The sequence below is a fragment of the Salegentibacter agarivorans genome, from assembly GCF_900113135.1.
Lineage (GTDB): Bacteria > Bacteroidota > Bacteroidia > Flavobacteriales > Flavobacteriaceae > Salegentibacter > Salegentibacter agarivorans.
In genome coordinates this window covers 27,250-41,191 of the sequence record NZ_FOOH01000017.1, presented here as the reverse complement: position 1 = coordinate 41,191, position 13,942 = coordinate 27,250, and the positions used below count along the sequence as shown (strand labels likewise).

Sequence of the window (13,942 nt, the reverse complement as noted above, 5' to 3'; positions counted from 1 at the left end):
AATTCTAGAAATTTCGATAGGAATTTAGATTCCAATTTACTTTGGTTTAGGTAGCGAAGCTTTATGAGTTACCAATCTGGCAAATTAATGATTTTAATACTATTTCAATTTGATAATCATCGTACCTATTAAGCCTTAGAAGGGTCGCTATCGACAAAATACCCTCATAGAATAATGAGCTTAATCTGGCAAAGGTTTTTTTATAACTAATTATTAACCAAAATTTAAAAAGATGAGAAAAAAATGGATTATTCTATTTTCTACTATCCTATGTCTTGGATGTGACAGGGATGAAATGGATAGTACCGAACAATTAGCGAGTAAAACTGCTCACTTAACAGCATCAGCAAATTTCCAATTGTTTTGGGAAGATGATTTTGATGGCTCCGTGCTTGATACCACCAAATGGAGCAGGATTACAGAAGGGACTCCCGATTGGAGAAATTATATGACCACAGACGATCAGGTGTATGAAGTATCGGATGGCTATCTTTATCTGAAAGGATTGGTTAACACGGATACTCAAACTGATCCCAGACCATATCTTACCGGTGGAGTTTGGACCAGAGATAAATTCAATTTCACCTACGGCAAGGTGGAAGTACGTGCTAAAATGGAATCAGCCCAGGGAAGTTGGCCAGCAATCTGGTTACTTGGTAGTACAAGTGAATATGGAGGATGGCCTGATTACGGCGAAATAGATATTATGGAACACCTCAATTTTGACAATTTTATCCATTCCACTATTCATAGTAACACCAAGAGCTCGCCGAGCACTAAAACTGTAAATGTAAACCCTGGTGAATTTAATACCTACGGAGTGGAATGGTATCCCAACAAAATAGTGTTTACTATAAACGGAACCCCCACATTTACATACCATAAAGAAGCAGGTGCTGATTGGCGGCAATGGCCATTCGATCGGGACTTTCACCTTATTTTATCTCAACAACTGGGAGGAGCCTGGGTAGGTAATGTCGATTCCAGTCAATTACCGGTCGATTTCGTAATTGATTATGTGAAATACTACGAATACATCCCTGCTCCTAGTCCCCCTTCGGGTTCAGATCAGTATATAAAAATACAGATGAATGGTAGTACTACAAATAACTGGAGTCATTTAACTGAGGTTACCTTAATAAATGATGGTACTCAATATACACTTCCGGCAGGCCATAATGCACCGGCAGTTTTAGGAGATGGGATAGGTGTGAATGGTTCAAATACTAATTATTATGGGTTAGATTCTGATGGCAAATTAATTATAAACCTAGGGCAAGGTTATGAATTTGATGCTGTGAAATTAGGAGTGTATAATGGTGATATTCGTATTTATGAGGACGTAGAAGTATCTGTTTCAGCAGATGGAAACCAATATGAAGATGCGGTAATAAAAGATATCGAAAATTTTAATACTTTCAGTTTTACGGGTTACAAGTATATAAAGATCCAAATGAATGGCAGTACGGTTAATATGTGGAGTCATTTAACAGAGGTTACCCTCATTAATGAAGAAACTGAATTTGTTCTGCCTGCCGGACATAACGCTCCCTCCATATTAGCAGATGGTGTCGGGATAAATGGTGGCAGTTCCGGTTACTATGGATTAGATTCCACAGGAACACTCATTATTGATCTGGGACAGGAAATCTCTTTTGATGCTATAAAATTAGGTGCCTTTAACGGGGATAATCGAACTTATCAAGATGTTGAAGTATCCCTGTCGAATGATGGAGTAACTTATAATTCTATAGGAATGCAAGATGTAAAAGATTATAGAGTGTTCTACTAATTTCTATAATTACTGTATAAAGATCTATTAATTACCATGAAGCTGCCACATTCAAGGCAGCCTCGTGGTTTTTCGAGGGTGTAAAATAAACTCTGTCTGAATTGAATTATTTATTAATTTCATTCATACAGAATTATGACCACAAAAGAACAACAAGAATTCGAGAAGAAGGTACTTGACCAGTTCATGTCTGGCAAGAGCCTTTTTGGTGCAGACGGTGCTTTTGCACCGATGCTAAAGAACGTTATCGAGAAAGCCCTTGAGGCTGAGATGGACTCCCATCTGAATAGCGATGAACGCTCCAAAGGGAATAAGCGTAATGGCAAGGGAAATAAAAAACTCAAAAGTGGATTTGGCTCCTTTGATATTGAAACCCCTGAAGACCGTCAAAGCAGCTTCCAACCGGAACTGGTCAAAAAACGACAGACGATTCTAGCGGATAATCTTTCAGAGAAAATCATCGGTCTTTATGGACTTGGGATGAGCTACCGTGACATCTCCGGGCATATCAAGGAAATGTACGATACCGATATTTCCCATACGGTTTTAAGCCAGATCACTGATCAGATCATTCCTGATATCAAAGCCTGGCAAAGTCGTCCTTTAGAGCCTCTCTACTGTATTGTTTGGCTTGATGCCATGCATTATAAAGTTAAAGTGGATGGGAAGATTACCCATAAAGCACTCTATAATATCCTGGGGATTACAAAAGAAGGAAAAAAGGAAATCCTGGGGATGTACATCTCTGAGAGTGAAGGTGCTAATTTCTGGCTACAGGTTTTAACCGATCTTCAGAACCGTGGATTACAGGATATCCTGATTGCCTGTACGGATAACCTTAAAGGCTTTACGCAGGCCATCTTAAGCGTTTATCCAAAGGCCCAGGTTCAGCTTTGTATTGTACATCAAATCCGTAACTCACTTAAATACGTGGCTTCAAAGGATCAGAAGGAATTTATGAAAGATCTGAAGAAAGTATATAGAGCCGTCACTAAAGATGTAGCCGAAGATGAGCTGTTGAACCTGGAGGAGAAATGGGGTAGTAAATATCCTGTAGTCATTGAAAGCTGGCAGCGTAACTGGGAACAGCTATCCCAGTATTTTGAGTATACAGAACCCATTAGGAAGATCATTTATACCACCAATGCCGTAGAGGGCTTCCATCGTCAGATCAGGAAAGTTACCAAGACCAAAGGTGCTTTCACTAATGATATGTCACTACTCAAGCTGGTCTACCTGGCCACAAGAAACATTGAGAAGAAATGGACCGCTCCTTTGCATAATTGGAGCCTAACGATCCAGCAATTTTATATTAAATTTGGAGACCGGATACCACTGGACATAAACGCCAATTCCTCTGAGGCTAGCCTCAGAGGAATTGAAATATCAGACAGAGTTTAATTTACAGACCCGGTTTTTCTGGTTCTATTCGCTTTCCTGCCTTATCTTTTAAGAAAGTTTGAAGCTCTAGGAATATAGTTAACCTATTTTCTTCCAAATACTTTCTATACTTGTGTATTGCAAGTTGAACGTTAAAATACAAGTACATATCTTTACAGGTCTTTCACTCTGAAGTACATATCTGGAGCAAATTTTGTCATACTTTTTTCACCCTATTATTAGCATTCTTACCACAAAAGAAGCGGACTTCACTATAATTTTGACTTTGGGCATCTCATCATTCGGTCAGGTGAATTAGAGTCCCTTAAGCTTAAAAAAATCTTCAAAAGACATACCTTCTTCTATCTTTAATTTTTTTCTTAGTCTGTGCCGGGCCACTTTAATAGAGTTCAGGGAAATACCAAATAATGTAGCAATTTGTTGAGAAGGAAAATTTAATTTAATCAATGCACACAGACGCAATTCTCTATCAGTAAGAGAAGGGTTCTCCTTTTTTAAGCTGGGTATAAAACTGGGATGTACCTGTTTAAATATGGAGTAGAATTGTTTCCATTCGGTATCGATTGCTAAACTATCGTCTATTTTTCCTACGATTTGATCGAAAAATTTTTTAAGCTCAATATGCTTTTTTCCTTCCGCAATGAAATCTTCTTTTATTTCAACTAGTAGGTTATTTTTATGAACGGTTCTCAAGGTACTATTAGTAAGTTCTTCAGTTTTAAATTTCAATTCATCACTCAACCTTTTTTGCTTGAGTTGCTCATTTTGTCTTTCCGTTTCCAATAATTCCAATTCATTTTTATAGGCCTTATCCTTTTCTTTTTCTACTTCCCGGGTTCTAATAGCAACAATCTTTTTAAAATCATCACGCTGTTTTTTAATATTTCTATTACGCCAGTTGGTAAGAAAAAATATACTCAAGCCTAATAACAATATTGAGATTACTTGCACTTCCCGGCGTTGCCAAAAAGCAGGTAACACCAAAAACTCAATATTTGCCTTATGAATGGAGGGTTCCTCTGTACCCTTTTTAGTTGTCACATGTAAATTATATGCTCCGGGTGCAAGATTGGAAAAAGTTATGGAATTAAGTTTGTTTAAAGCTTGCCACTCATTATTTAAGCCTTCTAACTTATAAAAATACTCTGTGTCCTCAAGATCGAAATAATTGGAACTCGAAAAATTAACGGTGAAAAGGCTAAAATCCGCATGGAGTTTTAAAATATCCGATCCTTGCTTATCCCAAAAACCGGAAGGTTCTATTTCTCTAGAATCTTCTTCTTCAACTATTTTAAAACCCGTAAAAAAAACACGTGGTTGAGATATTTCCTGATGTAGGCTTTCCGGTTCAAAGTATGATAAACCTTCATTTCCCGCGAAATAAATACGACCCGAATTACTTAAACTCGCCTCCCCTCCACGAAAGGGAGTAATCCCATCCTGTATTCCAAAATTACTAATCGTGTCATTATTAATTCGGCTTAACCCCAGGTTGGTACTAAGCCAAATATTTTTTTGATGATCTATTAGAATGCCGCGGACTATTTTTCCGTATAAGCCTTTCTGCACCCCTATTCGTTCAAATTTTTTATCTCTTCGGGAATACCTGTTTAATCCAAAACCATAGGTTCCTACATAAACCGATAAATCCGGGCCTTCCTGAATTGAGAGTATGTGGTTTCCACTTAAGCTTGTATTGTCCTTATTAGAAGTATAAAAACTTTCTAACCACTCACCTTCTGCAGATAGAATATTTAACCCATTTTCAGTACCTACCCAAATTTCCCCTTTTGCATCCTTATAAAGGCTGGTTATTCTATTATTACTTAGACCTTCGCAGGTATGGGTATTGAGTCGTTTTATAATGTTAAGCTGCTCATTGTATATTACAATTCCATTTGTAGTTCCTACCCAAATATGTCCATCTGATCCTTTTTCAATAGCGTAAATACCACTTAAATTCTCTTTTCCTGTGAAACTTATAAATTTTTGCTCTTTGGTATCATAAATATTCAAGCCTTCTCTTAAAGAGCCTATCCAAATACGCTCTTTTTCATCCTCTATGATGGAAAGAATAATATCGCCCGATAGATCCTTGTCGTTATTTTTGTCATCAATAAAAATATCAACCTCACCTGTTTGTGGATTATACTTTCGTAAGCCATTTCTCCCCGCTGTGATCCACAGATTAGCCTGAGAATCTTCAAGAATTCGGGAGCCTTGTTTATCTGTTTCAAAAGCTAATTTATGCGGAGAAACATTATATACACTCATACGATCCTTAAAGTAGCTAATGCCACCGTGAACGGTACCCGCAAATATTACGTTATGCATCCCCCTACCAAAACATAATATAGAATTATCCGACAATCCCCATTCACCATCTTCCTGTTTAAAATAGGTGAATTTATCCTTTATCGGCTCATACAAATTAATCCCACCTCCATCAGTTCCTATAAAAACCCGCTCATTATTACCCTCATATAATCCCAGAACTATATTGTTATTAATACTTTCTCCTCTTTTAGCCTTAGCTGTATAGTGACTTAGTTCTTTGGACTCCAAATTATATCTATAAAGGCCATTACCTAAGCTAGCTATCCATACCTGACTTTGACTATCAACTAAAATATCACTAATGGGATAATAATTTTCTATTTCTTGTAAAGGATGCAGTGCTTTTGATCGTGGATCAAAACTCCAGACTTCACCGTTACTTGTACCCAGCCATATCTTCCCAAACCTATCCTGTGAAAGGGAAATAATATCCGCATTGGGAAAGCTCGGGTTCAACCGGCAGGCATTAAAGCTATAATTCTTTTTACCTTCCTGAATAAAATAAAATTTTCCTGTACTTCCCCCAATCCAGAAATCTTGAGAATTGGAAATGGAAATGCTAAAAATCTTCTGGTTAAAGATAGTGTCAGTGGCTTTCTTATCCACGGGACGATAAAGCTCAAATCGGTCTTTTTCCTTATGATAGTTGTATAAACCTCTATCGGTTCCAACCAAGATATTATTTTCTCCTTTTACCTGTAACTTATAAATAGTAATGCTGTTAGCTAAAGGATACAATCTTACCTTATCTCCGTCGTATCTATTGACACCAAATTTTGTAGCAGCCCAAATAATTCCATGTTGATCCTGCATCACCTGATTTATTCTGTTATCAGAAAAACCATCACTCATATCTAAATGCTCAAACTGCAAAACGGGTTCTTGCCCATAAGTTACTATCGACACAAAAATAAATATGGTTTGAAAAAAAATACTCTTAAAAAAGTGTGAAGTGAAACTATTAAATAACAGAATTTCTAGCCTTGTAAATGGATAAAATAACATATATCTATGATTATCAGTATTTTATTCGTATTCGCTAACTCAAAAGTAATGTTAATGTAACCCAAATGTATACCCACAAAATACAAATTTATTTAACATATCTATAAATTCGTCTCCACATAATATTAACCCGAAAACGATATAGTCTGAAGTTTCTTAAAAACCGAAACTTTTTTAAAATGCAATTTTAACGAAACTTAAATTTTAATCCTTAAAAATTAACACAAACAATATGCAAGCAAAATTACTTAATACTAATTAATTTTCAACAGGTTGAAAAATAAGAGATTTTACTAACTAAATACCAATAAATTTTTATAAGATGAAAAGATTTTTGACTTTTTGCACGATCTTATTATCGTGTCAATCAATTTTAATAGCACAGGAGTCTATTACCGTTTCGGGAAAAGTAACCGAAATGGAATCAGGGATACCGGTACCCAGTGCTAATATTATAGAAAAGGGAACTTCTAACGGGGTTATGACCAACTTCGATGGAGAGTTCAGTATCGAAGTACCATCTAATGCCATTCTAAGTATTTCCTATATTGGTTACGCTACTAAGGAAGTTCCTGTAGATGGAAATGCTACGCTGAACATACAACTGGAAACAGAAGAATCGGCACTTGAAGAAGTTGTAGTGGTTGGATATGGTACGCAGAAAAAAGCGAATCTTACAGGTGCTGTTACTACAGTTGATTCCGAAGTTCTTCAATCCAGACCTGTACCCAATGTTAGTCAAATGCTACAAGGGGTAGTGCCTGGGTTAAATTTTCAAACTTCGGGCCTGGGAGGCGAGCTAAATTCAGGTCTTAACTTTAACATTAGGGGTTCCGGTACTATTGGATCCGGGTCTAACTCAGCTCCCCTGGTTTTAGTAGATGGTATGGAAGCAGACCTTGATGCCATTAACCCCCAAATAATTGAATCCATTACTGTATTAAAAGATGCAGCTGCTTCTGCAGTATATGGTTCCAGAGCTGCATTTGGAGTCATACTGATTACCACCAAAGATGGTAAACCTGGTGCCCCGAGAATCAATTACAACAACAATTTCCGCTTCACCTCACCTCTTCACGTTCCCAATATGATGGACTCACATACCTTTGCCTTATATTGGAATGAAGCCGCTAACAATTCTGGACAAGCACCTCCTTTTTCACAGGAAGTTATTGATAGAATAGTACAGTATCAAAACGGTGAAATAGATTACGGAACTGTACCAAATGCTACTGGAGACAGGTTTCAGTATTACACGGGTTCTAATGCAAATACAGATTGGTTTGACGAGCTTTATAAGGATTTTTCCTTTTCTCAAGAGCATAATATAAGTCTTAGCGGAGGTACCGATAAAACAACATATTACACATCAGCGAGATTTATGGATCAGAATGGTTTATTAGCCTATGGCGAAGATACCTTTGATGATTACGATTTTACAGGAAAACTAAATACAGAAATAACTGATTGGATCAGTTTCAATTATAGCACAAGATTTTCTAGAAAAAGTTATAATAAAGCTACCCAGCAGAGCGGATTATTTTATCACAACATTGCTAGAAGATGGCCTACCGTACCTGTTAGAGATCCAAATGGAAATTTTGGAGATGCCTCTGGAGAGATCGTCCAGCTAGAACAGGGAGGTCGCACGGATAATCTTACAGATAGGTTATTTATGCAGGGACAATTTACAATTACTCCTTTAGAAGGATGGAATATTTATGCCATTGGTAACTATAAACTTACAAACAACAACAATCACGCAAACGTTCTTCCGGCCTATGCTTACGATGTCGCGGGAGATCCTTTCCCCGTATCGGTGGGATACAATTCACCCGGATATAGTTCTGTTTACGAATATCACCGTAAGGAAGATTATTATAGCACAAACCTCTATACTGATTATAGCTTTAATATAAATGACGCTCATAATTTTAAAGTGATGGCCGGCTATAATTCTGAAGTAACCAAGTACAGAACAATTGGTGCTTCCAGAAGTGGTTTAATAACTCCAGACCTCCCCACAATAAATACGGCTACAGATGAAAGTAGAGCGACGGAAGGACAGTATCAGCACTGGGCTGTGGCAGGATATTTCGGGAGGTTAAATTATAATTTTAAAGAGAAATACCTATTAGAACTTAATGCCAGATATGACGGTTCCTCACGATTTATTGATGATAAACGCTGGAATTTATTTCCCTCTATATCCGCAGGATGGAACATAGCCGAAGAAGACTTTTGGAATTTGGATGCTATAAATTTATTTAAATTAAGAGGTTCTTATGGTGAATTGGGGAATCAAAATACGAGTAATTGGTATCCTTTTTATCAATCCATGCCAATTGGTACGGCGAATGGAAACTGGCTCTTAAATGGAGAGAGACCCAACACATCAGGAGCTCCCGGCTTAGTTAGTTCACAACTTACATGGGAAAGAGTAACGAGCTGGAACCTGGGATTGGATTTAGCTTTACTTAAGAATAAATTAAACTTAAGTCTGGAATATTTCAATCGAAAGACCCTGGATATGGTAGGGCCCGCACCGGAACTGCCTGCTATTCTGGGAACAGCAGTACCACGAATTAATAACGCTGATATGGAATCTACTGGGTTTGAAGCGGAAATTAATTGGAGAGATCAAATCGGAGACTTTAATTACAGTATAAGAGGAACTTTTTCAGATTCTCAACAGAAAGTTCTTAATTATCCTAATCCAACTAATAGTATTTCGGATTGGTACGATGGTAGAATGATGGGTGAAATCTGGGGGTATACTACCCTAGGCATTGCCCAAACCGATCAAGAGATGCAGAATCATTTAGAAAACACCAGTCAAAACCAACTTGGGAGTAACTGGGAAGCCGGCGATATTATGTATGCAGACCTCAATGGTGATGGGGAAGTTAATTCCGGAGATGGAACATTGGAGAATACAGGTGATTTATCGGTAATAGGCAATTCTACACCACGATATAGGTTTGGAGTTGACTTAAGTGGTGATTACAAAAACTTTGATTTCCGGATTTTTCTACAAGGTTTTGGAAAAAGAGATTATATGCCAAATGGACCTTATTTCTGGGGAGCCAACGGAGGAATGTGGCAATCTGCCGGATTTGATGAGCACATGGATTTCTTTAGAGACGAGGATTCCCAGATGGTTCAGGCAGGTATCGCAGAGGTGAATCGCGAGGCTTATTATCCCCGCCCTTTATTTGGTAGTGGCAAAAATCAGCAAACACAAACACGATATATTCAAGATGCTTCTTATTTAAGAGTAAAAAATGTGCAGCTGGGTTATTCCTTTAAAGCATTTCAAAAATCGAGAGTTAGGTTCTACATTTCAGGTGAAAACCTACTCACCTTTACGGATATGATAGATATTTTCGACCCCGAATCTATAGGGCTGGGAGGCTGGAATGATGGCAAAACTTATCCCTATTCTCAGGTATTTTCTGTTGGTCTTAATGTTAATTTCTAAAAATTTAAAAATAAATACTTATGAAATCAATAAAATCATTTTTTGTCTGTTTGACATTCTTGCTTCTGGCGGGTTGTGAGGCCGATGAGTTTTTGGATAGAGAACCTCTCTCTGATGTAACTCCGAAGGACTATTTGAATAGAGAAGCAGATCTTGCGGCTTATACTATAGCAAGATATAATTTTCCCACACATGGCGGCTGGAATATAGGGACCTTTGGAATGGATAACCATACAGATAATCAAGCATCATCAGGTCACAGTAATATTTGGGCACCTGGTGAATGGAGGGTTTCACAATCAGGTGGAAGCTGGAGCTTTGGTAATATCCGTCAGTTAAACTATTTTTTAGAAACCGTTATTCCAAGGTGGGAAGCAGGAGATATTGAAGGTAGTCCCCAATATGTTGATCACTACATAGGTGAGGCTTATTTCCTACGAGCTTACGAGTATTTTCAAAAAATTCAGGAATTGGGTGATTTCCCCATAGTGACAAATACCCTTGAAGATGACATGGAGCAATTAATTGCAGAATCTGAGCGAAGACCAAGAAATGAAGTAGCACGTTTTGTACTTTCAGATCTTGAGCATGCGATTGAATTACTTCAAGATGTACCACCAAACGGTAAAAATAGAATTTCAAAATACGCTGCCCTTTTATTAAAATCAAGAGTAGCTCTTCATGAAGGAAGTTGGCTCACCTACCATAAAGGTACCCCTTTTGTACCCGGAGGACCAGATTGGCCGGGTGCGGGAGTTATAAGTGACTTTAATATTGACATTGATACAGAAATTGATTTTTTCCTGACCGAGGCCATGGAAGCATCCGCACAGGTGGCAGATAATATTTCTTTGGCACAAAATATTCCAGGTGAAGATATTGGTTATGATTCGTCGGGCAACCCATACTTTACAATGTTTGGTTCCGAAAATTTAGAATCATATGACGAAGTTTTACTATGGAGAGACTACGACCCAACTCTTGGTATAAGCCATAACGTTAACCACTATATTAACCAGAATGGTGGGAACTCGGGATACACACGCAGTTTTGTTGACAATTTTCTGATGGATAACGGTCTACCTATTTATGCGTCTGGTTCAGGTTATGCAGGTGATGATTTTATTCAAGATGTTAAAGAAAATCGCGACCACAGACTTCAGCTTTTTATGAAAGCTCCGGGAGAATTACGACTTACAGATGCTGTCGATTCTGATGGAAGTCCTCTTCTTATTGGAATACCCGATATTATAGGTTTGCAAGAAACAAAAGACGTGACCGGATATTCTGTAAAAAAAGGTTTTTCTTACCTGGAAAGCAATGTAGAAGGTAATAGTGGCTCAACTGGTAGTATCGTATTTCGTGCCGCTGAAGCCTACCTAAATTATATTGAAGCTTCCTATTTGATGGAGGGAAGTATAAATGAAAAAGCCGGGCAATATTGGAAAGCCATTAGATCCAGAGCAGGGATAGAGCCTGATTACGAAATAACTGTTTCTGCAACTGATATGGCTAAAGAAGCTGAAAATGATTTTGCGGCCTATTCTGCTGGAGAATTACTAAATGATCCAGTATTATACAATATTAGAAGGGAAAGACGAAGCGAATTAATAGCAGAAGGAATGCGACTTTTTGATCTAAAGCGCTGGAGAGCACTGGATCAGTTAAAGAGTGAGCCTCATATTATCGAAGGCTTTAAAGTTTGGGGACCCATGGAGGAGTGGTATGAGGATGAAGACGGAAATTCTTTGTTGATAGAACCCGGCCAGGGGGGTGTACCAAATGTTTCGAGTAGTGAAGAAAGTAATTACTTAATGCCTTATCGAATAAATACTGGTTCCGGTAATCCCGTAAGCGATGGATTCTCCTGGGCTTTTGCACATTATTTGAATCCTATTGCTACAGAACATTTTCTTATCACAGGTCCTGAGGGGTCAACAGATCCTTCCAGCTCTATAATTTATCAAAATCCCGGATGGTCTACACAGGCAGGTACCGGGGCTGAATTCTAATTATTCTTATCCTATTGGATTTAAAAGGATTATGGAGAATGTAGGCAACCAATACGCTAATTCTTAAGCATTATAAAAATCTACTTTTAATCCATTTGGAAAGTACAATTCAGAACAAGTAGAAGATTTTTTGAATAGCCATAAAAGACAGGTTTGAAATAGTAACCTGTCTTTTTATTACCAGTATTATATAAAAAATCTTAAACATATATCACTCAAAATTTATATAAATTGAATGATAGAACTGCAACGTATTTTTAAACTATATAGATGAAAATTTATCTAAAATCTTATATATATCTTTTAATATTTAATTCCCTGGGGCTTATTCCCTTACAAGTGAAAAGCCAAAATATCACCTCTCCCAATATCGTACTAATTTATGCGGATGATCTTGGATACGGAGATATTAGCAGTTATGGAGGGGATATTCCTACTCCGCATATAGACAACTTAGCTAAAAATGGTTTAAAATTCACCAACGCCTATGCAGCTGCAGCAACTTGCACGCCTTCCCGATATGCCATGCTTACCGGGGAATATGCCTGGAGAAAGAAAGGTACCGGAGTGGCGCCAGGCGATGCTACGAGTCTTATATTGCCCGGAAGCACTACTTTACCGGGAGTTTTGCAAAAAGCTGGCTATAAAACTGCCGTAGTAGGAAAATGGCATCTTGGCTTGGGAAAAAAGGCGCCGGTTAATTGGAACAAAGATATTAAACCGGGCCCTTTGGAAATAGGTTTTGATTATGCATACCTCCTACCCGCTACAGGTGATAGGGTACCAACCGTTTTTGTAGAAAACCACCGTGTAGTAAACCGGGACCCTGAAGATCCAATAACTGTAAGCTATCTCAAAAACTTAAATGAGGGTCCTACCGGCAGTAAAAACCCAGAACAATTAAAAATGATGTATTCCCATGGGCACAACCAAAGTATCACCAACGGGATAAGCCGAATTGGTTATATGAGCGGCGGGGAAAAAGCCCTATGGCAGGATGAAGATATCGCCGATGTTCTTATAAATAAATCGGTTGGGTTTATAGAAGAGAACAAAGACTCTCCATTCTTCCTCTATCTGGCCACCCATGATATTCATGTACCTCGTGTACCCCATAAGCGTTTTGCCGGCACTACCGGAAAAGGTGCGCGTGGTGATGTAATTGTGCAATTGGATTATACGGTAAGCGCAGTTCAAAAAAAGCTCAAGGAATTAGGTTTAGAAGAAAACACCCTCTTAATTTTCACCAGTGATAACGGTCCCGTCTTAGACGATGGTTATGTCGATGGCGCTGCAGAAAGATTAGCAGAACACGATCCCTTCGGAAACTTTCGTGGTGGAAAATACAGCACCTTCGAGGCCGGCACAAGAGTCCCCTTTCTAGTGCAATGGAAAGGTAAAGTAAAATCCAATCAGGAATCTACTGCGTTGATGAGCCAAGTAGATTTCTTAAGGTCCTTTGCCACTGTTACAGGACAAAATCTTCCCAAAGATATAGCTATAGACAGTCAAAACCACTGGAACGCTCTAATTGGAAAACAAGCTAAAGGTAGGAAGTCCGTGGTTCAACAAGCGATTAGAAATGTCCTGTCTTATATTGAGGGGAATTATAAATATATTGAACCTCATTCTGGACCTTCAATGGTGCCCTGGGGTGTAGAAATAGAAACAGGTTTTAATCAAGAGCCACAGCTTTATAACCTTAAAAAAGACCCGGGTGAAACAGAAAACCTGGCTTCAAAAATGCCAGAAAAAACAAAAGAAATGGAAGCAGCCCTCAATAAAATTAGAGATTCTAAAGTATTAGGCAAAAGCACAACTGACTGACAACCCGGAAATATAAATCTTACAAAATCCTTGTAACCCATTTCCGAACCTTTATTTCCTAGCATTAAATAAGCGAAAATCTAAATT

At 38.1% G+C, this 13,942-nt stretch carries 6 protein-coding genes; 5 read left to right on the top strand and 1 reads right to left on the bottom strand.

The window, feature by feature from the left end:
* The first annotated feature begins 232 nt into the window (after positions 1 to 232).
* Together BM084_RS12930 and BM084_RS12925 are read left to right on the top strand one after the other, a co-directional pair.
* A complete protein-coding gene (locus BM084_RS12930) occupies positions 233 to 1,792 on the top strand; it encodes a glycoside hydrolase family 16 protein (RefSeq protein ID WP_093305310.1) in 1,560 nt (519 codons plus the stop codon).
* 135 nt (positions 1,793 to 1,927) lie between these two features.
* Positions 1,928 to 3,193 carry an IS256 family transposase gene (locus tag BM084_RS12925; RefSeq protein ID WP_093305308.1) on the top strand — a complete coding sequence of 422 codons (1,266 nt, stop codon included), beginning with the start codon at positions 1,928 to 1,930 and terminating at the stop codon, positions 3,191 to 3,193.
* A 294-nt stretch (positions 3,194 to 3,487) separates the two neighbouring features.
* On the opposite strand, the gene BM084_RS12920 is transcribed toward BM084_RS12925, so the two are convergent.
* A complete protein-coding gene (locus BM084_RS12920; protein WP_177195704.1) occupies positions 3,488 to 6,436 on the bottom strand; it encodes a ligand-binding sensor domain-containing protein in 2,949 nt (982 codons plus the stop codon).
* A gap of 421 nt (positions 6,437 to 6,857) precedes the next feature.
* On the opposite strand from BM084_RS12920, the gene BM084_RS12915 reads away from it, so the two are divergent.
* The 3 genes from BM084_RS12915 to BM084_RS12905 all read left to right on the top strand — a co-directional run bounded on the left by BM084_RS12915 (position 6,858) and on the right by BM084_RS12905 (position 13,855).
* Entirely contained in the window at positions 6,858 to 10,016 is a 3,159-nt protein-coding gene (locus BM084_RS12915) for a SusC/RagA family TonB-linked outer membrane protein (RefSeq protein WP_093305304.1), read from the top strand.
* Between the two features lie 20 nt (positions 10,017 to 10,036).
* Positions 10,037 to 12,028 (top strand): RagB/SusD family nutrient uptake outer membrane protein, encoded by a 1,992-nt coding sequence (locus BM084_RS12910; RefSeq protein WP_093305302.1) that lies wholly within the window; start codon positions 10,037 to 10,039, stop codon positions 12,026 to 12,028.
* Between the two features lie 270 nt (positions 12,029 to 12,298).
* Positions 12,299 to 13,855: a sulfatase family protein gene (locus BM084_RS12905; protein ID WP_093305299.1), complete on the top strand. Its 1,557-nt coding sequence runs from the start codon at positions 12,299 to 12,301 to the stop codon at positions 13,853 to 13,855.
* Positions 13,856 to 13,942 lie beyond the last annotated feature (87 nt).